General features: G+C 62.0%; 23 protein-coding genes. 12 read left to right on the top strand and 11 right to left on the bottom strand.

Going from position 1 to position 22426, the window contains the following annotated elements; translation table 11 throughout:
• Nucleotides 1-74: 74 nt before the first annotated feature.
• Together DAAJ005_RS01650 and DAAJ005_RS01645 are read right to left on the bottom strand one after the other, a co-directional pair.
• On the bottom strand, nucleotides 75-1790 hold the full coding sequence (locus DAAJ005_RS01650) for an ABC transporter substrate-binding protein (RefSeq protein WP_226342335.1): 1716 nt from the start codon (nucleotides 1788-1790) through the stop codon (nucleotides 75-77).
• A gap of 167 nt (nucleotides 1791-1957) precedes the next feature.
• Nucleotides 1958-2965 carry a LacI family DNA-binding transcriptional regulator gene (locus DAAJ005_RS01645; RefSeq protein ID WP_151845578.1) on the bottom strand — a complete coding sequence of 336 codons (1008 nt, stop codon included), beginning with the start codon at nucleotides 2963-2965 and terminating at the stop codon, nucleotides 1958-1960.
• A gap of 754 nt (nucleotides 2966-3719) precedes the next feature.
• Here DAAJ005_RS01645 and DAAJ005_RS01640 point away from each other — a divergent pair.
• A complete protein-coding gene (locus DAAJ005_RS01640; RefSeq protein ID WP_151845577.1) occupies nucleotides 3720-3974 on the top strand; it encodes a hypothetical protein in 255 nt (84 codons plus the stop codon).
• Nucleotides 3975-4021: 47 nt separating this feature from the next.
• On the opposite strand, the gene DAAJ005_RS01635 is transcribed toward DAAJ005_RS01640, so the two are convergent.
• A complete protein-coding gene (locus DAAJ005_RS01635) occupies nucleotides 4022-4657 on the bottom strand; it encodes a hypothetical protein (RefSeq protein WP_151845576.1) in 636 nt (211 codons plus the stop codon).
• Between the two features lie 30 nt (nucleotides 4658-4687).
• Here DAAJ005_RS01635 and DAAJ005_RS01630 point away from each other — a divergent pair, with 30 nt between their 5' ends.
• A complete protein-coding gene (locus DAAJ005_RS01630) occupies nucleotides 4688-5317 on the top strand; it encodes a hypothetical protein (RefSeq protein WP_151845575.1) in 630 nt (209 codons plus the stop codon).
• A 303-nt stretch (nucleotides 5318-5620) separates the two neighbouring features.
• Here DAAJ005_RS01630 and DAAJ005_RS01625 read toward each other — a convergent pair whose 3' ends face one another.
• Complete coding sequence (locus DAAJ005_RS01625) at nucleotides 5621-5911, bottom strand: EAL domain-containing protein (protein WP_255447936.1); 291 nt, start codon at nucleotides 5909-5911, stop codon at nucleotides 5621-5623.
• 349 nt (nucleotides 5912-6260) lie between these two features.
• Here DAAJ005_RS01625 and DAAJ005_RS01620 point away from each other — a divergent pair.
• The 6 genes from DAAJ005_RS01620 (at nucleotide 6261) to DAAJ005_RS19055 (ending at nucleotide 10784) form a co-directional block, all read left to right on the top strand.
• Nucleotides 6261-7375 (top strand): IS3 family transposase gene (locus DAAJ005_RS01620; RefSeq protein WP_151845573.1). Its coding sequence is split into 2 segments (ribosomal slippage): nucleotides 6261-6510 and nucleotides 6510-7375, totalling 1116 coding nucleotides; the frame shifts between segments, so codons are not numbered across the junction.
• A gap of 282 nt (nucleotides 7376-7657) precedes the next feature.
• Nucleotides 7658-7900 (top strand): helix-turn-helix domain-containing protein, encoded by a 243-nt coding sequence (locus tag DAAJ005_RS01615; protein WP_151845572.1) that lies wholly within the window; start codon nucleotides 7658-7660, stop codon nucleotides 7898-7900.
• Between the two features lie 277 nt (nucleotides 7901-8177).
• Nucleotides 8178-8435: a transposase gene (locus DAAJ005_RS01610; RefSeq protein ID WP_192930696.1), complete on the top strand. Its 258-nt coding sequence runs from the start codon at nucleotides 8178-8180 to the stop codon at nucleotides 8433-8435.
• The gene (locus tag DAAJ005_RS01605; RefSeq protein WP_151845570.1) at nucleotides 8432-9277 is read left to right on the top strand and encodes an IS3 family transposase; all 846 of its coding nucleotides are present in this window, start codon (nucleotides 8432-8434) and stop codon (nucleotides 9275-9277) included. Before DAAJ005_RS01610 ends, DAAJ005_RS01605 begins: the two co-directional genes overlap by 4 nt.
• 313 nt (nucleotides 9278-9590) lie before the next feature.
• Nucleotides 9591-10574: an IS4 family transposase gene (locus tag DAAJ005_RS01600; protein WP_151845673.1), complete on the top strand. Its 984-nt coding sequence runs from the start codon at nucleotides 9591-9593 to the stop codon at nucleotides 10572-10574.
• A gap of 72 nt (nucleotides 10575-10646) precedes the next feature.
• Entirely contained in the window at nucleotides 10647-10784 is a 138-nt protein-coding gene (locus DAAJ005_RS19055) for a transposase (RefSeq protein WP_255447935.1), read from the top strand.
• Nucleotides 10785-11106: 322 nt separating this feature from the next.
• Here the strand turns inward: DAAJ005_RS19055 and DAAJ005_RS01590 are convergent, their stop codons facing one another.
• From DAAJ005_RS01590 to DAAJ005_RS01565, 6 genes are all read right to left on the bottom strand, one after another.
• Nucleotides 11107-12204: an NAD(P)-dependent alcohol dehydrogenase gene (locus DAAJ005_RS01590; RefSeq protein ID WP_151845569.1), complete on the bottom strand. Its 1098-nt coding sequence runs from the start codon at nucleotides 12202-12204 to the stop codon at nucleotides 11107-11109.
• 54 nt (nucleotides 12205-12258) lie between these two features.
• Nucleotides 12259-13779, bottom strand: a complete 1521-nt coding sequence (locus DAAJ005_RS01585; protein ID WP_151845568.1) for a mannitol dehydrogenase family protein — start codon at nucleotides 13777-13779, stop codon at nucleotides 12259-12261.
• Between the two features lie 46 nt (nucleotides 13780-13825).
• Nucleotides 13826-14491, bottom strand: a complete 666-nt coding sequence (locus DAAJ005_RS01580) for a nucleoside/nucleotide kinase family protein (protein WP_151845672.1) — start codon at nucleotides 14489-14491, stop codon at nucleotides 13826-13828.
• Nucleotides 14492-14530: 39 nt separating this feature from the next.
• Nucleotides 14531-15388: a carbohydrate ABC transporter permease gene (locus DAAJ005_RS01575; RefSeq protein ID WP_151845567.1), complete on the bottom strand. Its 858-nt coding sequence runs from the start codon at nucleotides 15386-15388 to the stop codon at nucleotides 14531-14533.
• Nucleotide 15389: 1 nt separating this feature from the next.
• The gene (locus tag DAAJ005_RS01570) at nucleotides 15390-16319 is read right to left on the bottom strand and encodes a carbohydrate ABC transporter permease (RefSeq protein WP_151845566.1); all 930 of its coding nucleotides are present in this window, start codon (nucleotides 16317-16319) and stop codon (nucleotides 15390-15392) included.
• 137 nt (nucleotides 16320-16456) lie between these two features.
• The gene (locus DAAJ005_RS01565; RefSeq protein WP_151845565.1) at nucleotides 16457-17785 is read right to left on the bottom strand and encodes a sugar ABC transporter substrate-binding protein; all 1329 of its coding nucleotides are present in this window, start codon (nucleotides 17783-17785) and stop codon (nucleotides 16457-16459) included.
• Between the two features lie 319 nt (nucleotides 17786-18104).
• On the opposite strand from DAAJ005_RS01565, the gene DAAJ005_RS01560 reads away from it, so the two are divergent.
• Nucleotides 18105-19151 carry a LacI family DNA-binding transcriptional regulator gene (locus DAAJ005_RS01560; RefSeq protein ID WP_226342334.1) on the top strand — a complete coding sequence of 349 codons (1047 nt, stop codon included), beginning with the start codon at nucleotides 18105-18107 and terminating at the stop codon, nucleotides 19149-19151.
• Between the two features lie 75 nt (nucleotides 19152-19226).
• Complete coding sequence (locus tag DAAJ005_RS01555) at nucleotides 19227-20117, top strand: ROK family protein (RefSeq protein WP_151845563.1); 891 nt, start codon at nucleotides 19227-19229, stop codon at nucleotides 20115-20117.
• A 26-nt stretch (nucleotides 20118-20143) separates the two neighbouring features.
• Here the strand turns inward: DAAJ005_RS01555 and DAAJ005_RS18830 are convergent, their stop codons facing one another.
• A complete protein-coding gene (locus tag DAAJ005_RS18830; protein WP_192930695.1) occupies nucleotides 20144-20296 on the bottom strand; it encodes a hypothetical protein in 153 nt (50 codons plus the stop codon).
• Between the two features lie 13 nt (nucleotides 20297-20309).
• On the opposite strand from DAAJ005_RS18830, the gene kynU reads away from it, so the two are divergent.
• Nucleotides 20310-21551: a kynureninase gene (gene kynU, locus DAAJ005_RS01550; protein WP_151845562.1), complete on the top strand. Its 1242-nt coding sequence runs from the start codon at nucleotides 20310-20312 to the stop codon at nucleotides 21549-21551.
• Complete coding sequence (locus tag DAAJ005_RS01545; RefSeq protein ID WP_151845561.1) at nucleotides 21548-22378, top strand: tryptophan 2,3-dioxygenase; 831 nt, start codon at nucleotides 21548-21550, stop codon at nucleotides 22376-22378. The genes kynU and DAAJ005_RS01545 overlap by 4 nt, the downstream gene beginning before the upstream one ends.
• The last annotated feature ends 48 nt before the right edge of the window (nucleotides 22379-22426 follow it).

Here is a 22426-nt window from a genome sequence, read left to right as displayed (position 1 = left end):
GGCAAGGAACTGCTGTTCAGGTCAGAACCGGAATGACGGTCTGCCGGTTCTGACTAAGAGCGGAAGGGCGGGCCTCAGCGGGGCTTGATCTTGTAGAGCATCCGCACCCCGGCCTGGGCATTCTGGGGCGCAGCATAGGGGTCCGCGCTGGTGGGGAAGCCGGTCCAGTGGGCCGTGTTGAATTCGTAGAACTCGTAGGGGCGGTACATCAGCGGAATGGCCGGAACGTCTTTCTGGAAGATGGCGTCGAGCTGGCCGTACAGGTTCTTCTGATCGGCGGCGCTGGTGGCGGCAGCCGCCTTGTCGAGCAGCGGGGCGACCTGCGAGTTGCTGTAGCGCCCGTAGTTGGAAAAGGCATTCTCACCGATTTTCGGGGTGTCGCGGTTGTCCATCGCGGCCTGAAAGCGCGGCCACGGCCCGGCGGCGCTGACGCCGACGCTGCCATTGAGGGCCAGATCGAAATCGCCGGTGTTCAGGTTGGTCTGCCACACCGACTGCTGCGGGAAATCGGTTCGCAAGTCGATGCCCACCGCCTTGCCGCTGGACGCCACCACGGACAGGGCCTGATTCCAGTCGGTCCAGCCGTTGGGTGCAGCCAGCTTCCACGGCCCCAGGCGGGTGCCGTCGGGCAGCACGTAGATGCCGTCGCCGCCCTTCTTGGCCTTGAGCTGCTTTTCCATGATGTCCACGGCCCCCTGCGGGTTGTAGCTCCAGCCGTTCTTCTTGACCTCTGCGGCGTTGAAGATGTTCTTCTCGTTGCCGCTGGGGAGCAGCAGGCTGGCGTTGGCCGGCACCGAGTAGTTGGACATGGCCGTCTTGGCAATCAGGGGGTAGTTGATCGACATGGCGATGGCGCGGCGCACCAGCGGGTTGTCCAGCCCTTTCTTGGTCGTGTTGACGACCAGCAGGGGAATGCTGCCGGGCAGGTAGTACGGCTCGCTGCTCAGCCAGGTGCCGACGCCCTTGTCCTTGAGTTTCCAGATTTCGGGAATGAAGCTCTGCGAGACATCGACATTGCCCTGCGATAGGGCCAAGTTGGCGCTATCGTTGCCCTTGAAGATCGGGTGCAGGATGTACTTGGGCGCGGGCAGGCCCCAGACCGACTTGCCCCAGTAGTTGTCGTCCCGGATGGCCACCACGCGCTCGGCGTTATAGGTGCTGACCTTGTAGGGACCGGAGCCGACGGGCTTCAGGTTGGTAAACTGGGCCAGCGGCGTTTTTTCCTTTTCCACGGCAGCGAAGATATGTTGCGGCACGATCACGATCTGGCCCAGGTAGTTGATGACCAGTCCCGGATTGAGTTTCTTGGGGTTCAGGGTAATCACGACTGTCCTGGCGTCGGGGGCCTTGACGCTACTGACGTAATCCCACAGGTTGGAGTAGCTGAGGGCCTCGCGCTTGCCCAGCTCAAAGGAGTACACCACGTCGGCGGCGGTCAGCGCCTTGCTGTCCTGCCATTTGGCGGCGGGCTGCATCTTGACCGTGATGACGTTGCCTTTCTGGGTGTACCCGGTGGCCAGCAGCGGCTCCAGCTTGCCGGTGGCGCTGTTGAAGGTCATCAGGGTCTCGTAGACCAGCTCATAGACGTTGGTGCCCGAGTTGGTGTTGCCCACCGGCCACGCCGACTGGGCCGGAGAGACGGGGTTGAAACTGGTGGGGGTGTCGTACTGCCAGCCAGAGACGATCAGAGTCTGGGCGCGGGGCAGATTCTGGGCCTGGGCCGACACGGACAGCGTGGCGAGCAGGCCAGCCGTCAACCAGAGGGCATTCTTTTTCAGGGACTGTGACATGTGTTTTCCTTTAGAGCGGCGAATGAAGGCGCAGGGGAATGAGGACAGGAAAAGGGAACGCGGTACTCAGGGCGACATGGCGTCCTCCGATTCGGCACCCGGAGGTGCGTTCGCGGAGCCGGACATTGGGCCGATTCTCATCTGACTGGCCCCCGCCTGACTGGCTTTCATCGAATTGGCTCCGGGGTAGTAGAACCCTGCTGGAAGGTAGTGGAAATGATTTCTTGTCTCACCGGGCTGCCCGGCTGCGCGATTTTGTCCAGCAGCAGCCGCGCCCCTGCGGCCCCCATCGCGCCCTTGTCCACCCGCACGCTGCTCAGGCGGCGCAGGCCCTCCAGCGGGTAACGCAGTCCGTCGTAGCCCAGCACGGCCACCTGCTCCGGCACCCGCATGCCCGCACGGTTCAGGGCGGCCAGTAGCTTGTAGGCCACATGGTCGTTGCCGCAAACCACCGCGTCAATGCTCTTTTGCTTGATACTGCTCAGCACAGATTCCAGCGGCAGCGCGTTGTCCTCGTCACAGACGATGATGGCCTGCGGATCAAGCTGCGCCTCGGCCAGTGCTTGCCTGAAGCCAGAGAGCCGCGCCTGCATGTTGTCGACGTTGGCCCGCTCCGAGATGAACAGCAGCCGCCGCCTTCCCAGTTCAATCAGCCGCCGGGTGCCCTGCCGAGTCCCTTCACGGTTGTCTGACATCACCGAGGAAATGCCTGCAACGTGGCGATCCACTAGCACCAGTGGCTGCATCTGCGCGATCTTCTGGAGCACACTGTCGGTCACCTCAAAGCCAATCATGATCAGTCCATCGGCCCGCCGCTCCGATGCCAGTTGCAACAGATCTTGCCCCGATTTCAGGCTGGTCAGCAGCAGATGCAGCCCACGTGCCTCCAGCTCAGTCTCGATGCCCCCCAGCACCTCAGCGTAGAAAGGATCGAGAAACACTGGAGTATGAATGGCCGACAGAGTAACCGCAATGTTGCCGCTGCGTCCCCGCGCCAGCCCGCGCGCCAGCGCCATCGGACGGTACTGAATATGATCAGCAACCTTCATCACCCGTTCACGGGTCGCCTGAGACACGTCCGTGGCGTTGCTCAGACACTTTGAGACGGTGCCGATGCTGACGCCAGACAGGCGGGCCACATCTTTGATGGATGGACGCATGGGTGAGTTGGTCAATGGACAGCTCCTGGTGGTGACGGGCGACTGCGTGAGAGAGGCACCCGTCGAAACACGAAAACGCTTTCGTTATTAGACGCGGCTTTCATGTGTCACCTCTTGGCTGGCGGCTGAATTCTGTCTAAGACATGCTTAAATATGACAGGCGAAAACGCTTTCGTCGATTGATCGCGTGGAGATTGTAGCTGTTATAGATGGCATTCACCACCGAAATCTGAAAACTGGGAAACTGGGAGCGGTATGTGGAGGGTAGACCCAAGCCACGCCAATGTCAAGTTCTGATAACCGAAAATCGAAAGAGTGCGTCTCAGAATTTCGGAGTGAGCGAGAATATTCCTCAGGAGTTACACCTTGTAGGGTTTAACGTAGCGAAGGCCGAAATTTTGTCCAAATCGCGTGAGAGACTTCTGATGCCAAAATTCGGAATCGTGCGAAAACGCCCGGATTCTGCTGGCGAATTCCCAGCATGGAGCGCACAATACGCCGTCTAGGGCTTGAGCGAGCGAGCCTCCAGGCTGTCTGGGAGAGCGTTTTGCGTGCATTGGGAGGCAACACTGCCATTTTGCTGAACCTATAGGGTTCAGTGGCCAGAAGCTGTTTTTTCGATGTGCTGCACCTTGAGGGCGGAAAATCATTCAACGCCGAGCAGAAAACATGGCTTGTTCAGATTGAGGAGCAAATGGATTCGTCTTGTTGCCGTCCCAGAACCACTTTCCGGGATTGGCATCAAGCCCTAAACGGGGTACAATGAGAAATGCTACGTCCTACCGCGATTCCAGAGGTTCCTGCATTACCTCAAGGTGCTGCCGAAATGGAGCAGCCTGAGTTGACCGTGGAGAACATCGAAGCGGGGCTGATCGACTTCAAGGCGGTAGCCGAGGCCACCCGGCTGAAAATGCAGCGCCACAGCGGCAAAGGACAGACCTTAGCTTTGGGCCGGAGAACAACAGCGTCCAAAACCAGAGGCATGCAGGAGAGTGCCGCCTCTCTCGATAGCGCTCTCCGGTAATCCCACTGACCGAAAGTGAATGGGACAGCCTGCATCACTGACCCCATTCATTTCGTCAGGGCCACCAGCGACAGATGACAGATGTACGTGGTGTTGCCCGTGCCCTGACCGTAACGGCCCAAGAGGGTCAGCAACTCGGTCTGAAAACGCAGCGCGTCCTTGTGGTCAAGTTGGGGAAAGCAGAAGTGATCCAGCAGCACTTGTTGGGACGCCGCATCTGCCTGCCAGATCTGGCCTGGCCCGGTGGCTCCCACCACTTCACCCCAGTGGGCAAATTGCACGCCCCACTCCGGGGAAAGCCGCTGGGCAACAGCAACCTGGCTGGCATACGACAGTTCCAGATACGGCGCGTTGATCATTCGCAGCAACTCGGTCAGGTCACGGGCGGGCGTCAGGACCTGTGGAATGAAGAAGTGATCCGCAGCCGAACGGTAGTGACGGATGACTCGCCCACGTCGGCGGTCTTCATGCGCCACAGTCAGTAAACCCAGACGTTGCCACGCCCGTACCCGGTACAACACCGAGTTGGCGGGCCTCCCCAGAGCGCGGGCAGCATCTGCCACGGTAGACGGGCGTCCAAAGAAGGGTCTGAACCAGGTGCGGGCCTCCCGGTCCAACAGCACCTGGGCGGCGCGAACGTCAGAGAGGGTCACGACTTCGGCAGGTGAGGCAGTCCGTTGCATCTCACCTCAGTTTACGGGGACCCTTGCTCCATGCCGACTTCGTTCCCCCTTTTCACGCCCCAGCGCAGATGGACGGTGGCTGGGCTGCTGTTGGCCCCACTGGTTCTGGCTGGTCTGGGGCTGATGCATCCACACCACCTTCGCGCAGACACGGCCACGCACTGGACGGCCATGCACCTGTCACTGATGCCCGTGTTTCCCTTGCTTGGCGTCAACCTGTGGTGGTTGCTGTCGGGCGACTCTGGGCACACCCTGTCCGGTGTGCTGGCCTGGGTGGCCCGTGTGCTGGCTTTCGTGTACATCGTGTATTACGGGGCGCTGGACGTGCTGGCAGGCGTGGGGACGGGCCGCCTGACGTTGCAGGGTCAGGACGCTTCGGCCATTCGGCTGCTCTTTGCGGAGGGCAACGCGCTGGCGGCCGTGGGGGTGTGGGCTTTTCTGGGGGCCAGCCTGCTGACCTGCGGCCTGCTGATGGTCCGACATGGTCTGCGTCTGTGGCCTGGCGCAGTGCTCTTGACGCTCAGCGCCATCTCTTTTCTGAGCAGCCATATTTATCCACCTTACGGGGTACTCACCATGCTGGTCATGGGCGTGGGTATGGCTTTGTTGTCTGGTCTTCAATCGCCAGCGAAACAACCCGGGCTACCTGCCCAGGAATAAAGGTGGACGCGGTGTTCTACTTTTCACCCCTCCGTCGTCAGTTTTAGGTAGACCCGCCAGAGGGAGGGACAGGAAGGCGAGCAGGGCAAAAGTCTGCCGCCAGCCCAGTTCAACACCTTCTTAGTCACCTCGTTTACCGGGAGTCAGGCCCCAGAAATAACGAGAGTTGTCCCTGGGGCAGGCCCTTGGGGTAAAGCCACTGATCAGCAAGGCAAAGACAGATGATTTGGACTGAATTGCTGATCCCAGTTGGGCCAGGGATCTTCCGAATCACGGAGACCCCCGCGCTGTCCCCCTTCAGTGTCACTTCAAACCATCTTGCTGTGCGAACAGCAGGCTCCCCTGAGCCTGAACCATGGCCGCCACCGCCTCATCTGCGGGCTGGGGCCGCGCAAAGTAGAAGCCCTGCCCCAGATCACAGCCCAGCTGACGGAGCCGGGCCACCGTACACGCGTCCTCAATCCCCTCGGCCACCACTGTCAGATCCAGGCTATGCCCCAGAGCCACCATCGCCTCGACAAAGGCCCCGTCCGTCTGACTGTTCTGGATAAAGACCCGGTCGATCTTGAGAACGTCCACGGGGAGTGAGCGCAATTGCCCCAGGCTGGAATAGCCCGTCCCGTGTTCATGGTGGAACCGAATTTGAAGACGACAGACGTATCGCCTTCAAAAAAGATCGGAAGTTCAAACACCCGGCTGTAGAACGCCTTCGTCTCCTCGAGACTTTCGGCGAAGAGCGTGATGGCGGTGATGGTGTTCGTCCAGGTGGTGTCTTTCGTCATGGGTCTTCTCCTTATGGCTGAATCAAGTCACTGGGTCCTTTGAACCATGGATTGAAGGTTGAGACGCGAGGATCGTCAGCCGAGAGATCGACATGCAGTTGACGTGACCCCTGTTTCTCGGTCCACTCCGATTGCGACAAGATGGGCAACCCGGAGGCGCGATGAAAGGAAAACGGTACACCGAGCAGCAGATTCTGAGCATTCTCGAACAGGTCGACGCAGGCCAGTCCCTAGCCGAGATGACGCGACTTCACGGCATCGCGGTCAGCACCATCCACCGCTGGAAGGCAAAGTATGGCGGGATGACGAAGAACGAAACCAGACGGTTTCGTCTGCTGGAGGAAGAAAATCGCCGCCTCAAGAAACTGGTGGCAGATCTGTCGCTGGACAACCAAGTGCTGAAAGAGGTGGTGGCAAAAAAGTGGTAGACCCGGGCGCGACGCCACAGTCCCAGACGCCGTTGAAGCGGGAAATGGTGGGATTTGTACGGCTGCGCTTCGGGGTCACCGAACGGCGGGCGTGTCGCCAGTTGGGCTTCTGGCGGTCGACACAACGACACAACAGCCCTGGAGAGGAAAAAGACCAGGTCTTGAAAGCTCGGTTGCGTTTCCTGGCGCTGGAACGGCCTCGTTTTGGATATCGGCGGCTCCACGTCTTGCTAAAACGCGAAGGATTGAAGGTCAATCACAAACGGGTGTACCGGATTTACCGTGCGGAAGGACTGGCCGTTCGGCGCAAGACGCGCAAGAAATTGGTGGCAGGAGAACGGGGCAACAAACCGCCAGTGTCCGCGCCGAATCAACGCTGGAGCATGGATTTCATGTCGGACCAACTGGCCTCAGGTCAACGGTTTCGCGTGCTGAACGTGGTTGATGACTTCACGCGGGAATGTTTGATCATGCATGTCGGGACCTCGATCACGGGCGCGGATGTGGCCCGACTCCTCTCCGCAGTGCTGGTTGAGCGCGCTCAACCAGCCATGATCGTGACGGACAATGGCCCGGAATTCATCAGTAAAGCGCTGGATCAGTGGAGCCATGAGCACGGAATCATCCAGCACTTCAACCATCCAGGGAAGCCCGTGGAGAACGCCTACATCGAGAGTTTCAACGGCCGTGTCCGGGACGAGTGCCTGAATCTCCACTGGTTTCAGACGCTGCCCCAGGCTCGCCTAATCGTGTCGGCCTGGCATCAGGACTACAACCAGGTTCGTCCGCACAGCTCCCTGGACAATCTCTCACCTCAGACGTTCGCCCGCCTGTATCAGGCGGGCTGAGGTACGATTCAAGTGCAATTGGACTGGACCGACGGAGGGGGGAACCTCAGTATCAGTACCAGCACGGGGATAGAAGAGGTGAACGGATTTCATGAAGGCCTCCAAGGGGCGAGGATGATGGCTCAGCGATGAACCAGCGTCTACAGGGCGACAAATAGGCATGATTCCCAATCAAAGCGTGTGCGAATCTTTCGTTCTCAAACATTTGAACTCAGGCTGGTATAAGATGACCATTGACTTGTTCAACTGTACAAGACTCCCTAATGGTCTTCAGGCTGGCGTGTGCCAAAGACCAACCGTTCAGCCAGTCCGCTGCGTAAAGTGTTCGGAGAGAATTTGCGGGCCACACGCAAGGCCAAGGGGCTGTCAACTTTCGATGTCGCTTACGCGATTAAAATGGATTGGTCCTACATCTCCCAGATTGAGCGTGGGGGCCGGAATGTCGGGTTGGATGTAATGGATGCTCTGGCTGGAGCGGTGGGCGTTCCGTTGGTTGACCTGCTCCGTACTGAATACAAGCCATAGTGGGGCTGCCCCGCTATTGCGTAGTTGAGGTTAAGCGGCTAACGCCGATGGGGTGGCTGAGGAACAACACGCGCAGCCAGGACACGGGGAACGCTATCCGTAGCGACTGGCCCAGCTCTTCGGGAATGGGATTCGCTTGCATTCGGCTTTGGAATGAACCCCTTGGACAGGACCACAGGCCAAGTCACTTCGCCCCGGTCAGCGGCTACGCTGATCGCACCGCGAAGGAGCCCAGACGCCAGGACGCAACCACAGTTGCGATTTCAAACTTGAGGTGGTGGGCCAGATCAATGCTGGCCTATCCACCACCGCTCAACTGTGCCGGGAACATTCACTGGCCCCCAGCCTGATCCACCGTTGGCGTAAGGAAATCGAAGCACGCGGCGAAGCTGCGTTCACCGACCCAGCGACAACGGACCGCAGTGCAGAACTGCGGATTGCCGAACTGGAACGTTACTGCGGTCAACTCTCCCTGGAAAATACGATCTTGAAAAAGTCCTTGGCGACGTACCGCTCGAAAAGCGGCACCAGATGATTACGGATGCGCGTGTCTCGCATCCCACGGTGTCGGTGCGTCGCCTGTGTGAACTGCACCGGGTCAGTCGATCCTGGTTCGTTCATCAACTGGGCCGAGAGGCTGTCGATCCTGATCGACAGTTGGCCGAAGACATTGAGGCGGTGGTGCTGAAGTGGACGGGGTATGGCTACCGCCGGGTGACCCATAAACTCGCTCGAAGGGGGCGTCCAGCAAATCACAAACGCGTCTTGCGGGTCATGCGGGAACGCCGGCTGCTGTGCAGGACCAAGCGGCGCTATCAGGCCACGACAGATTCCACCCACAATCAGTCAAGGTTTGCCAATCTGCTGCCACACGTCATTCCGACCAGACCTGATCAGGTCTGGCAGGCCGATCTCACGTACATTCGCGTGAAGCAGGGCTTCGTGTATCTGGCGTGCGTGCTGGACAGCTTTACCCGTGAAATGGTGGGATGGTCTTTGTCGAGGTTCATGGACGCCGCCTTGCCTTTAGCGGCTCTTGATAACGCGCTGAAAGCGCGTCGTCCAGCAGTGGGGCTGGTCCACCATTCGGACCAGGGTGTCCAATACGCGAGTCGGATGTATGTGGACCGCTTGCGATCCATGAGGATGATTCCGAGCATGTCCAGGAAGGGCAATCCCTATGACAACGCCCGAATGGAGAGCTTCTACAAAACCTTGAAGATGGAGGAGGTTAATCTGCAGGACTACGTTGATCTAGACGATGCGCGGCAACATCTGGACCGATTCATCGGAGTGCTGTACAACCAAGAACGTCTGCATTCGAGTCTGGGCTACGTCCCGCCTATCGAGTTCGCCGCCCGCTATCATTCTGCCTAGAAGTGCTTGACCACTGGTCCTGAGTTATGGGTTCACTCCACTTACTACGCGGGTCTGGTCAATCTGCAGGAGTACGCCCGGCAGGGTGAGAGACCTCGGTAGCTGACAACTTCATTTTTTAGTCGTCCCAGACGGCGGGAAGTTCACCTTCCGGTCTGTCCCTGGACAGCAACGAGAAATGGCGGTGTTTTGAGGTGTGAAGCCACCAAAACCCGCCGCCTCCCAGGCTACCGAACTCACCGCCCATTTCAAAGCCTGCGTGCCTTCGCTGCGCATCGACACGCATCAGCGTGCCGTCGACGTTGTCCTGGCCATGATCATGGCCCAGAGCGTCAACCACCGCGATCTGGCTCCTCATTTGCCCGGCACCAGTTCTCCTGAAGCCAAGAAGCGGCGCGTGGAACGCGCCGTCCACGATGAGCAACTCACGGCTCAGGTCTTCCTGGCCCTGCTCTTGGTCCACCTTCCCCCGGGCAAGATCCTGATGAGCGTGGACCGCACGACCTGGGAACACGGGGATTCGCCGCTCAACCTGTTGGTCCTGGGTGCGGTGGTCCACGGCTTTACCATTCCGCTCGTGTGGGTGGCCCTGGAGCACACAGGCAACAGCGACACCCGGGCACGCATGTGGCTGGTGTTACGACTGCTGGAGGCCCTTCCAGCGCGACGCTGGAAGGGCCTGGTGGCGGACCGGGAGTTCATCGGGGCCGAGTGGTTCCGCTTTCTCCGCCGGAAAGGGATTCGCCGGGCCATTCGGATTCGGAAGGACAGCGTGCTGGACGAATTATCAGCGGACGAGTGGTTCCGGGAGCTGCAACCCGGTCAGTTTCGGATGATTGCCGAGCGGACTGAAGTTTTTGGGGAACCCATGCGGGTGATGGCCACCAGGTCACCCGTGGGTGACCTGGTGATCATCGCGACGGACTTTCACGTATGGGAAACGTGGCAACTGTACAAGCTTCGCTGGACCATTGAGTCCACGTTTGGCTCGCAAAAGTCGCGTGGCTTCGATTTGGAGCGGACCGGAGTCACGGACCCCACACGGTTGGAGCGACTGTTCAGTCTGGTGACCCTGGCGTGGTTGGCCTGCCTGCGGGTGGGGGTCTGGCGGCATGAGGCGAAACCGATCCGGGTGCTGGCCCATGGCCGCAAGGCCATGAGCCTGGTGCGCTACGGCTCGGAAGAACTACGCCACGTGCTGCGGTGGATTCCCGAAAGAATCGGCGAGATTCTCCGCGTCTTGATACGCCCTTTTCCCACACTGGGACAGCCGCAAACTGAAGTTGTCAGCTACTGAGGTGAGAGACTTACTCTGCGCCTGGATCATCTGCTTGACCGTTCCCCGCTAAAAACCAAGATCAATGAGCGATTGCGACTGGGCCTGCTAGAGCAGCACCGTCGAGGTCGTCTGTTGTATTTCCTGATTGACCCTGACATTCCACCCACCGACAACGCCGCAGAGCGTGCCCTGCGGAGCGTAATGATGGCGAGGAAAGTCTCTCAGTGAAGCAAAAATCTGCTTGGGGGCTATCACCTATACCCGCATCAAGAGCTTGGTAGAAACGGCCCGCCTGCGGAACGAAGATCCCGTAGCCGTGCTGATGGCCGTTCGGCGCTAATCAGATACCGCGACAGTGCCCATGACTGGTACAGCCCGCAGAGAGGACACTCTTCCTCCCGCTCGGATTGTCTTTAGTCGGCCTCTATTTTATTCCAGAAATGAACGTCCAGCACAGCATATTTTCATGGTTAGAAAATTTTGTTCATGAAATATTGAGGGGAGGCGCGGCCACGCTGAACGGCCCCACCTCCCCCACGGAAACGGACGCTCAGCTCACGTCAATCATTACTTTCATGCTGGCCTTTTTCTCGTGGTCTGCGAACTCGAAGGCTTCAGGCGTCTGATCGAAGGTGTACCGGTGCGTGACCAGTGCGTCCAGATCGATTGCGCCGCTGGCCACCAGCGCGATGGCCGCCGGGTAGCAGTTGGCGTAGCGGAACACTCCACGCAGCGTGACCTCGCGGCTGGCCGCCGAGACGATATCCAGGCTGACCTCGGGGTCCGGCGGCAGACCCACCAGCACCGCCCGGCCACCGGGGCGCGGCGCGGCCAGTGTCATGCGCGTGGTGGGCAGGCTGCCCGCCGTCTCGAAGGACACGTCCACCCCCGCATGAGACAGGGGTAAATCGCCTTTCGTCAGCTCGCGGATCACGGCCAGCACGTCCTCATTGCGGGCGTTGATGGTGTGCGTGGCCCCCACCTTGCGCGCCAGACCAAGCCGGAAGTCCTCCAGATCGACGGCAATGATGGTGGTGGCTCCCGCCGCTTTGGCCGCCTGAATGGTGGTGCAGCCAATCGGACCCGCACCGAACACCGCCACGCTGTCCCCTGGCCCCACGCTGCCTTTGCGGGCGGCCCAGATGCCCACCGCCAGCGGTTCCAGAAGCGCACCCGCGTCGTCACTGATGCTGTCGGGCAGCTTGAAGGCGAAGTCGTCGGGCCAGGTCACATACTCGCCCAGCGCGCCATTGACCGGGGGCGTGGCCATGAAAGTCATATGCGGGCAAAGGTTGTACTCGCCGCGCTTGCAGTACGCGCAGCGGCGGCACGGGTAGCCCGGCTCCAGCGCCACCCGGTCCCCCACCCGTAAACCCGTCACGTCCTCGCCCAGCGCCTCTACTACGCCCATGACCTCGTGGCCCAGCACCAGCGGGGCCTCCACCACGAAGGGGCCGATACGCCCGTGTGTGTAGTAATGCACGTCGCTGCCGCACACGCCGATGCGCCTCACGCGCACGCGCACCTCGCGCGGGCCGGGGGCGGGCACCTCGCGCGTTTCCCATTTCAGATCGCGGATGCCGTGCAGCACGCTGGTGCGGGAAGTCTGCGTTTCGGGACTGATGGGGGGATGGTCAATGGAAGTCATAGATGTGCCTCGGTTTGGATTGGATAGAGGAGAGGGGAGCGGAAAGCGTGCCGGTCAAGAACGGTGTCCAGCAGGGGACGGCGACGTATCGTCCGGGCGGGACGCTTGCAGTAGCGCCTCAATTGCGCCGACAGGGCCAAGCTGGCGCAGACTTTTGCGGGCTGCCAGATAGGCCGCTTTGAAGCGCGCATCATCTCCCAGATCGCCGAACAGTTCCCTGAGTTGCAGGAACGCGCCGGGCTGCGTGGCCTCGCGGCGCACGGCCTCAAGCAGCGCTGGCCCGCGCTGATCCTGGAGTGGCGGCACGGGACCGTCCGCGTCCACCGCCTCCAGATACGCCGCCCACGACGCCACCACCAGCGCAGCGTGGCTGATCTTTGCCTCCCCCGCCAGTTGATCGCGCACCACTGGCAGCAGGAATTTGGGAATGCGCTCGGAGCCGTCGAAGATCAGGCGGGCCAGCGTGTCCTGAATGGCCGTGCTGGCAAAACGCTCGATCAACTGATGCTGGTAGGCATTCAGGTCCATGCCGGGCACGGGCTTGAGTGTCGGCGCACCCTCGCGGGCCATGTAGCCCAGCAGGAACTCTACAAAAGCGGGCTGGCGGCAAACCTCGTGGGCGTAGGTGTATCCGGCCAGCAGGCCCAGATAGCCCATCGCCTGATGCGCGGCGTTCAGCAGCCGCAGTTTCATCAGCTCATAGGGTTCCACGTCACGAACCACCTGCACGCCCACCGTTTCCAGCGGGGGTCGTCCCAGCGTGAAATGGTCTTCCAGAACCCACTGGGTAAAGCTCTCTCCCACCACCGGCCAGCCGTCCTCGATGCCCGACTGTGCGGACAGTTCCTTGCGGTCCCGGTCCGTGGTCATGGGGGTGATGCGGTCCACCATCGAATTGGGAAAGGCAACTTCGCGGGCAATCCAATCGCCCAGATCGGGGTTCTTGAGGCGCGCGAAGGCACTCAGGACCTTCTGGGTCACGTGGCCGTTGCCCTGGATGTTGTCGCAGGACATCACGGTGAAGGGCGGGATTCCGCGTTCGTGGCGGCGGCGCAGGCCCTCGGTGATCAGACCGAACACCGTTCTGGGCACTGCGCCTGCTTGCAGATCATGGGCGATGTCCGCACCCGTGGGATCGAACTCGCCCGTCGCGTTGTTCAGGCTGTAACCGCCCTCAGTGACAGTCAGCGAGACGATGCGGGTGGCGGGATCGGCCAGTTTCTCGATCACCTTTTCGGGATCGTCGGGGGCAAACAAAAAGTCATGGACCGAGCCAATCACCCGCGTGTCCACGTCGCCTGCTGGTGATTTGGTCACCAGGGTGTACAGGTGATCTTGCGCCTCCAGCACCTCGCGCATCTTCGTGTCTCCGGGCAGCACACCCACGCCGCAGATGCCCCAGTCGGCATGATCCCCTGCATTCAAAACCCGGTCCAGATACATCGCCTCGTGCGAGCGGTGGAAGCCGCCGACGCCGAAATGCACGATGCCAGTGCGGAGGGTGCGCGGATCGTACTCAGGAACAGCCACGCTGGGGTCGAGCTGATCGAGATTGTTCAGGTTGAGCTGGGTCATGGATGACGCTCCAAGAGGGGTTCGAGACCGGGGAAGAGAATTGATTTCATTCGACGAGTTGCACGATCAGATCGGCGCGGTCACGGGTGGAGTGAATGAGGGCGGCGTTCGGCCCGTCTACCGAATCCACCCACCTTGCTGCCTCGTCAGAAGCTTTGCCGAAAGCGACGTGACGCGCAACCAGACGCGAGAGGCGCACGGTTTCGGGCAGGTCCAGAAACCAGACTGCATCCAGCGCAGGTCTGACCCGGCCCCACTGCCCACCTTCAAGCAACAGGTAGTTGCCCTCGGTCAGAATCAGGGGCGTGCCTGCAGGAACAGCAACAGCGCTGCCGATGGATTCTTCGAGGTGGCGGTCAAAGGTGGGGGCATACACCGTCTGGTCTTTCTCGGCGCGCAGCCGTTCAAGCAGCGCCGCGTAGCCGCCTGCGTCGAAGGTGTCGGGTGCGCCCTTGCGGTCCCGTCGGCCCAGCCGCTCCAGTTCTGCATTCGCCAGATGAAAGCCGTCCATGCCCACCAGCGCCGCCGCATCTCCCAAAGCTTCAGCCAGCGCCGTGCAGAGGGTGGATTTGCCCGCCCCCGGTGCGCCCACGATGCCCAGAATGCGCCGCTCGCCGGGAACGATCATGGCCCGTACCCGCGCTGTCAAATCTTGCAGGGAGGTCTGAGCGGTTTCGGGTAGGGCCAGTTGTGGATTGGGACGTGGGGGCATCATCTCAATTCTCCATCGGGGAAGGGGCGTGTGGCAGGCTTACTTCACTGCACCGAAGCTCAGGCCGCGCACCAGTTGGCGCTGGGCCACCCAGCCGAAGATCAGTACCGGCAGCACGGTCAGCGCGGCGGCGGCGCTCATCTGCGCCCAGAACAGGCCCATACTGGTCTTGAATGAACTGATGAATACGCTCAGCGGCGCGGCGTCCGAACTGGTCAGGTTCACCGCAAAGAAGACCTCGTTCCACGCGAAGATCACCGCCAGCAGCGCAGTAGCGGCCATCCCTGGCGTGGACAGCGGCAGCGCGATCCCGAAGAATTCCTGTGCCACCGACGCGCCGTCCACCTTGGCAGCCTCGTAGATGGCGAACGGAATCTCGGTCATGTAGCTGTGCATCATCCAGACCACCAGCGGCAGGTTCATGGTGGTGTACATCAGGATCAATCCCGGCAGGGTGTCCAGCAGGTGCAGGTTGCGGAACAGCAGGAACAGGGGCACGATCACGCCCACGGCGGGCATCATCTTGGTGGACAGCATCCAGGTCAGTGTGCCCTGCGCGCGGGTGGTGGGATACACCGCCAGCGCAAAGGCGGCGGGCAGCCCCAGCACAAAGGCCAGCAGCGTGCTGCCGATGGCCGCGATCAGGCTGTTCTTCAGCGCCGGAAAGTAACTGGGCAGCGCCGCCTTGAAGTTCTCCAGGATCGGGGTGAAGGCAAAGACGGGCGGGCTGGCAAAGGCCTCCGCCTCGGTCTTGAAGGCGGCCAGGAACATCCACACCAGCGGAAACAGGAAGGCGATGGCAATCAGGTAAGTGATAACGGTCAGCACGGTGTTGCGGACCTTGATCCGGTTCTTGTCGCGTTTGACTGGCATGGAGTTGCTGGGTATGGTCGTCATCTCATCCTCCCTTGTTGGTCTGGTTGGTGCGGTTGATCATCCGCAGCAGGTAGACCGCCAGGATGTTGGTGAGGATCACGGTGATCACGCCTGCCGCGCTGGCCAGACCGATGTTGTACTCGGCAAAGGCTTTCTGATAGATGAAGTACGGCAAATTTGTGGTGGCCAGTCCCGGCCCCCCGGAAGTCGAGCCGTAAATCTCGCCGTAGACCTGGAGCAGCGCGATGGTCTCCATCAGCACCACCACCTGAATGGCCTGGGTCCAGTGCGGCATCACGATGTGCTGGAATTCCTGCAAAGGGCTGGCCCCGTCCAGGCGGGCAGCTTCCAGCTGATCGTCGGGCAGGCTTTGCAGGCCGGTCAGCAGGATCAGCATGGCAAAGGGGGTCCATTCCCAGGTGATCATGGCGATCACGCTGGCCATCGGAAACTGCGCCAGCCAGTCCACCGGCTGTCCGCCCAGCGAGGCCACCACCCACGAGAAGAAGCCGAACACCGGGTTGAGCAGCATGTTCTTCCAGACCACCGCCGTGACGATGGGCATGACCAGAAACGAGCTGATCATCAGCGTGCGCAGCAGCCCGCGCCCCGGAAAGTTGCGGTTGAGGAGCATGGCCATCGCGCCGCCGATGAACAGGGTCAGGATCAACGTACCGCCCGCCAGAATGACGGTGTTCAGCACGACTTGCAGGTTCTGCGGGTTGGTCAGCAGCGTGGCGTAGTTGCCGAAGCCGATAAAGGGCCGGTTGTCGGGAATGACCAGGTTGTAGTTGAAAAACGAGTAGTAAATCGTCATGAAAAACGGCACCTGGGTGGTCAGGATCAGGTACAGCATGGCGGGCCAGATCAGCGCGGCGGGGGTCAGCTTGAAGCCGCGTTTGGGGGCAGGCGGACTGGCCGTGGTGGTGGTTGGACGGACGGCGGTGGTCATGGGGTCCCCCTTGTGGCAACAGACAGAACAGTGGCAACAGACAGAACGCGTCGGGTGGGTCGTTCTCGCAAAAGCTAAGGAGGAGCCGGGCAACATGGCCCAGCCTCCTCCTCAACCTGAATCAGAAGCGCCGGGATTTATTTCTGGTAGCCGCCTTCCTTGGCAACCTTGTTGGCGGCGTCCTGCGCCTGCTTCAGCGCCTGATCCACGGTGGTCTGGCCGCTGATCGCCCCGGCCAGGAACTGACCGACCTGGGTGCCCAGCGCCTGGAACTGCGGGATCGCGACGTACTGGATGCCCGCATAGGGAACGGGGTCCTTGGTGGCGTTGTTGACATCGGCGCTGTTGATGGCGCTCTGAACCAGTCCGCTGAAGGCTCCAGCGGCCTTCTTGTAGTTGGGGTTGCTGTAGGTGCTGGTGCGGGTGCCGGGGGGCACGGCGGCCCAGGTGCCCTTCTCCTTGGCGACCAGGGCGATGTACTCCTGGCTGGTGGCCCAGGTGATGAACTTGAAGGCGGCGTCTTCCTTCTTGGTGCTCTTGGGGATGGCCAGGTTCCAGCTCCAGTACCAGTGGTTGCCCTTGGGGGTGCCGGGACCGGTGGGCGCGTTGGCAAAGCCAATCGACTTGGTGACCTTGGAAGCGCTGGGATCGCTCAGCAGTCCGGCGGCCACGGTGGCGTCCACCCACATGCCGCACTTGCCCTGGCTCATCAGGGTCAGGTTCTCGGTGAAGCCGTTGCCGGTTGCGCCGGGAGGACCGTACTTCTTGATGGTGTCGACGTAGAACGTCATGGCGTTCTTCCAGGCTGGGGAGTCAAGTTGCGCCTTCCAGTCGTTGTCGTACCAGCGTCCGCCGAAGGTGTTCATGACGGTGCTGAACACGGCCATGTTCTCGCCCCAGCCCGGCAGCCCGCGCAGGCAGATGCCGTAGACGCCCTTGCTGGGATTGTGAACCTTGGCGGCGAAGCCCTGAATCTGACTCCAGGTGGGGTTCTGCGGCATTGTGAGTCCGGCGGCCTTGAACAGGTCTTTGTTGTAGTACGTCATGCTGCTCTCGGCGTAGAACGGAACCGCGTACAGGTTCTTGTTGACCGTGAGGGCTGCGCGGACCCCTGGAATCACGTCGTCGAGGTTATAGTTCTTGGCGATGTCGGCGTTCTTGGCAAACATAGGGGTCAGGGGATCGAGCCAGCCGTTCTTGGCCCAGATCGGCACTTCGTAGGCCCCCACCGTGGCGACGTCGAAGCTGCCCGCACCGCTCGCCACATCCAGGGTGACCTTCTGGCGCAGTTCGTTCTCGGGCAGAACCACCCATTTGGTGGTGATATCGGGGTACTTCTTGGTGAACTCGCCCGACAGCTTCTGCATGGTGACCATGTCCGGGTTGTTCACGGTGGCGATAGTAATGGTGGTGGCGGCTTGCGCGGTGGCGGTCAGGGCGAGGCTGAGCATCAACAGTCGTTTCATGGGTATTCCTCCACATCACCGCAAAAACTGTTGCGGCGAACAAGTGAACGGCAGATCATAGCGGTCCATGACGGCGCGTTCGGGGCAGGCCGGAGCGGTCCCCGGTCAGATGATGAATGGTCTCGTGTCCATTACTTAACCACAGATTTTTCCATACGTCAAATGCCTCAATTCTGGACTCGCTCCAGACTGTAACCTTTAGAGGCAGATGACAGGAGAGCAATCGGCTTGTACAGCGGTGGACAGGAGACCACCCCGTGATACGGCAGGCAGTCGTAAAGGGACATGTCCTGGGCCTGGACCGCTTACAATATCGGGCGTGTCAACGATTCAGGATGTCGCGCGGCTGGCCGGAGTGTCGCCCACAACGGCCAAACGTGCCCTACGCGACCCCGACAAGCTCACCGCCGAAACGCTGGCGCGGGTGCAGGCAGCCATTGAGGAACTGCACTACGAACCCGACGTGCGCGCGGGCAGCCTGCGCGGCGGCCAGAGCCGCACGGTGGGGCTGGTGGTGGCCAGCATCGTCGAGCCGTTCTTCGCGCAGTTTGCCCGCGCCGCCGCCCGTCACCTCAAGGCCGCCGATTACACCCTGATCGTCAGCGAGAACGAGTACAGCGCCCACCTGGAACTGCCTGAACTGCGCCGGCTGTACGGTCAGCGGGTGGCGGCCATCATGCTGCGCCCCGGCTACGGCGAGGAAAGCCGCGAGTACCTGGAGCGCCTGCGTGGCCGGGGGCTGTTCATCCTGGAATTCGATTACGCGCCGGATGGCTCGGACTTTCCCAGCGTGGTGCTGGACCACGCTGGCTGCATGCGGGAGGCGGTGGCCTACCTGCACGGGCTGGGCCACACCCGGATTGCCGCGCTGGGCACCTATGATCCCGAGGTTCACCCGGAAGACCGCTCGCGCACCTTTCCGCAGGCCATGCGGGACCGGGGCCTGAATGTGCCGCCCGAATACGGGCGTGTGGTCCTGCTGACCGAGGACACCGCCTACGACCTGACCCACGAGCTGCTGGCGCTGCCCACGCCGCCGACCGCCCTGATCGCCCTGACTGGCACCCAGGCCATCGGCGCATTCCGGGCCATCCGTGAGCGCGGCCTGAGCCTGCCGGGTGACCTGTCGCTGCTGACCTTCGATAACTACCCCTGGACTGCGCTGGTGGACCCGCCCATCACCGTGATCGAGCAGCCCGTCGAGGCGATGGCCGAGGCCGCAGCCCGCGCGGTGTTGCGTGCCCTGGAGGGCGGATTTGACGCGAGCAGCACAACCACGCCCCAGCACGCGGTCTTTCCGGGCCGCCTGATCGTGCGCGGCAGTTGCGCCCCGCCGCGCGTGCCCAGTCTGGCCCTGACTCTCTGAACTCTGGCCCGCCGAACTCTGGGCCGCTGAGGTCCACATCGAAAGGTCTGCGCCTCGCCGTGCTGTAATTCATATATGTCCACTCCCGCACCCCTGCTGGCCCTCGATATCGGCGGCACCTCCATGCGGGCCGCGCTGATAGAAGCCGGGCAGATCACCCGCCGCGCCGAGGTGCGCACGCCCAAGCCCAGCACGCCAGACGCTGTGATCGCAGCGGCGCTGGAACTGGCCGCCCCGCTTGCCCCGGAAGCTGCCGCCATCGGCGTGGCCTGCGCGGGCGCGGTGGCTGCCGGGCGCGTGACCGCGACTGCCGTGCATACCTTCCCCGGCTGGGCCGACATTCCACTTGAGGGGCTGATCGGGGCTGGGCTGAATCTGCCCTGCGCCGCCCTGAACGACGCCCGCGCCGCCGCGTGGGGTGAGTATGAGGTGGGGGCTGGCCGGGGCACGGGCGAATTCATGTTCATCACTGTCAGCACGGGCGTAGGCGCGGGACTGGTGCTGGGCGGGCGGCTGCATTTGGCGGGCAATGGACTGGACGCTGAACTGGGCTTCGTCAGCGTGCCTGCGGTGTGGAAACAGGGGGTGGAAGTGTCGCCGCTGGGGGAACTGGGACCGTTGGAATTCGAGACGAGCGGGACGGCCCTGGGCGATCAGGCGCTGGCTCTGGGACTGACCGACGCCCGCGCACTGGCCGACGCCGCTGAGGCTGGGGACACCCAGGCAGACTTGATTTACCGCCGCTCCGCCGCCCTGATCGCCTGGAAAATTGCTGACATCGCTGCATTGCTGGGCGTCACGCGTGTGGCGCTGGGCGGCAGCGTGGGCCTGCGGGCCGGGTATCTGGACCGGGTACGCGGAAGTCTGGGGCAATTTCCGCCACGCTACCAGCCCGAAGTCGTTCACGCGGAACTGGGCGCGGACGCCGGGCTGATCGGCGCAGGACTGTGGGCCGGGCGCGACTGAGCCGCCGCTCTATACTCCAGATCATGTCAACCGATGGCCCACATCACGAAACCCGCGCCGGGGCGAACGCCATCGCCACGCGCTGCGGGCGTGGTGGTGCGCCCGGCTAGGCCGCCCGCTGCGGGATTGAGGCGTGCCTTTTCACGCCCCACATCGGGGCCAGATTCTCGTCTCTTCACCAGAGGTATACCCATGACCGTATTTGACCGCCTGTTCGCCGATTCCACCCTGAGCCAGTTGCAGCAAAAGGACGCCCGCGACCCGCTGGCTCACAAACGCGCCGAATTCAAGTTGCCGGAGGGCGTGGTCTACCTGGACGGCAACAGTTTAGGCGCGCTGCCGCTGACCGTTCCCGCCCGCCTCGCCCGCGTGGCCGAGGAGGAATGGGGTGGTCAGCTTATCCGCTCGTGGACCGCCAACGCGGAGGCGGCCCAGGATTGGATGAACCTGCCGGACCGCGTGGCCGCCAAGATCGCCCCCCTGATCGGCGCGCAGTCCCACGAAGTCGCGGTAGGTGACAGCACCAGCGTCAACATCTTCAAACTGCTGGCCGCCGCGCTACATATGGCCTCGCCCGAACGCCGCGTGATCCTGACCGACGCTGATAATTTCCCCACGGACCTGTACATGGCGCAGGGTTTGAACGCGCTGCTGGGCGAGAAGTACGAGTTGCGGCCCGTGCCAAGTGCAGAACTGGAAGCCAACCTGAGCGAAGACGTCGCCCTGACCCTGCTGACCGAGGTGGATTACCGCACGGGCCACCGGCTGGACATGGCGGGCCTGACGACCAAAGCGCACCAGCACGGCATCCTGACGGTGTGGGATCTGGCGCATTCCGCCGGGGCGTTTCCCGTGGATCTGAATGGTGCGGGCGCGGACTTCGCGGTAGGCTGCGGCTACAAATTTCTCAACGGTGGCCCCGGCGCACCCAGTTTTCTGTTTGTCGCTGAGCGGCATCAGGACTCGGCCCGCGCCTTCCTGAGCGGCTGGATGGGCCACGCTGACCCCTTCGAGATGGCCCGCGACTTCACCCCTGCCCCCGGCGCACGGCGCTACGTGGTGGGCACACCCACGGTCCTCAGCCTGAGCGCGCTGGACGCCGCGCTGGACGTGTTCGCGGATGTAGACATGAACGTGTTGCGGGCCAAATCACTGTCACTGACCGACACGTTTATCGAGTTGATGGAACCGCTGACTGCGCAGTATCCGCTGAAGCTGGTCACGCCGCGAAACCACGACGAGCGCGGCAGTCAGGTCTCCTACAGGCATCCGCAGGCGCGGGAAGTGATGCAAAAGCTGATCAAGAGCGGCATCTTGGGCGACTACCGCACGCCGGACATCCTGCGCTTCGGCTTCACGCCGCTGTACCACTCGCACGCGGACGTGTGGCGGGCCGTGCAGGGCATTAAACAGGTCTTAGAAGGAGGCGCATGACTGACCAGAACGCTCCTGAACGGGCCTATACCGACTTTACCCAGAGCCTGAGCTACGGTGATTACCTCCGTCTGGACACGCTTAAAGCGGCCCACCAGCCGATCACCGAGGCACACGACGAGCACCTGTTCATCACCGTTCACCACGTCTCGGAAGTGTGGCTGGAACTGATCGTGCGCGAACTGCGGGCGGCCATGACGCTACTGGAGGGTGGTATCACTGACGCGCCGCTGAAGATGCTGACCCGCGTGGTGCGCGCCCAGGAGCAACTGACCAACGCCTGGGAAGTCCTGAAGACCATGACACCCGCCGATTATCTGCAATTCCGGCATGCCTTCGGGCAGGCGTCGGGCTTCCAGTCGGCCAGCTACCGGACGGTGGAATTCCTGCTGGGCAACCGCCGCGCCGTGCTGCTGCGCCCGCACGAACACCGTCCGGACCTGCACGGCCCGCTCGAAGCTGTGCTAAACGCCCCCAGCGTCTACGATCTGGCCCTGCGGCTGCTGGCCGAACGCGGGCTGCCCGTGCCGGACGAGGTGCTGAACCGTGACCTCACCCTGCCACCCGTGTTGAATGAGACCGTGCTGGACTCCTGGCTGACCGTCTACCGCGATCCACAGACGTACTGGGACCTGTACGAGCTGGCCGAGAAGTTGCTGGACGTGGAGGACAACTTCCGGCGCTGGCGCTTTAACCACCTGACCACCGTGGAGCGCACGATTGGCTTTAAAGCGGGTTCCGGCGGCACTAGCGGCGCGGGCTACCTGCGCGGCGTGCTGGGCGTGGTGCTGTTCCCCGAGCTGTGGGAAGTGAGGACGCGACTGTAACACAGCGACGTGGACAGGAGCCGTTTCGCCCGTGTCCACGTCGCTGTC

This window comes from Deinococcus sp. AJ005, assembly GCF_009017495.1.
GTDB lineage: Bacteria > Deinococcota > Deinococci > Deinococcales > Deinococcaceae > Deinococcus.
The sequence above is the reverse complement of the archived record's forward strand: the minus strand, read 5'-3'. Positions and strand labels throughout refer to the sequence as shown.

Coding starts and splice junctions, on each gene's coding strand:
- DAAJ005_RS01570 (WP_151845566.1), bottom strand. CDS start 16,319: ATGACCACCGCCGTCCGTCCAACCACCACCACGGCCAGTCCGCCTGCC.
- DAAJ005_RS01580 (WP_151845672.1), bottom strand. CDS start 14,491: ATGCCCCCACGTCCCAATCCACAACTGGCCCTACCCGAAACCGCTCAG.
- DAAJ005_RS01575 (WP_151845567.1), bottom strand. CDS start 15,388: ATGACGACCATACCCAGCAACTCCATGCCAGTCAAACGCGACAAGAAC.
- DAAJ005_RS01640 (WP_151845577.1), top strand. CDS start 3,720: ATGCTACGTCCTACCGCGATTCCAGAGGTTCCTGCATTACCTCAAGGT.
- DAAJ005_RS01565 (WP_151845565.1), bottom strand. CDS start 17,785: ATGAAACGACTGTTGATGCTCAGCCTCGCCCTGACCGCCACCGCGCAA.
- DAAJ005_RS01600 (WP_151845673.1), top strand. CDS start 9,591: ATGATCATGGCCCAGAGCGTCAACCACCGCGATCTGGCTCCTCATTTG.
- DAAJ005_RS01605 (WP_151845570.1), top strand. CDS start 8,432: ATGATTACGGATGCGCGTGTCTCGCATCCCACGGTGTCGGTGCGTCGC.
- DAAJ005_RS01650 (WP_226342335.1), bottom strand. CDS start 1,790: ATGTCACAGTCCCTGAAAAAGAATGCCCTCTGGTTGACGGCTGGCCTG.
- DAAJ005_RS01635 (WP_151845576.1), bottom strand. CDS start 4,657: ATGCAACGGACTGCCTCACCTGCCGAAGTCGTGACCCTCTCTGACGTT.
- DAAJ005_RS01590 (WP_151845569.1), bottom strand. CDS start 12,204: ATGACTTCCATTGACCATCCCCCCATCAGTCCCGAAACGCAGACTTCC.
- DAAJ005_RS01585 (WP_151845568.1), bottom strand. CDS start 13,779: ATGACCCAGCTCAACCTGAACAATCTCGATCAGCTCGACCCCAGCGTG.
- kynU (WP_151845562.1), top strand. CDS start 20,310: ATGACCGTATTTGACCGCCTGTTCGCCGATTCCACCCTGAGCCAGTTG.
- DAAJ005_RS01630 (WP_151845575.1), top strand. CDS start 4,688: ATGCCGACTTCGTTCCCCCTTTTCACGCCCCAGCGCAGATGGACGGTG.
- DAAJ005_RS01545 (WP_151845561.1), top strand. CDS start 21,548: ATGACTGACCAGAACGCTCCTGAACGGGCCTATACCGACTTTACCCAG.
- DAAJ005_RS01555 (WP_151845563.1), top strand. CDS start 19,227: ATGTCCACTCCCGCACCCCTGCTGGCCCTCGATATCGGCGGCACCTCC.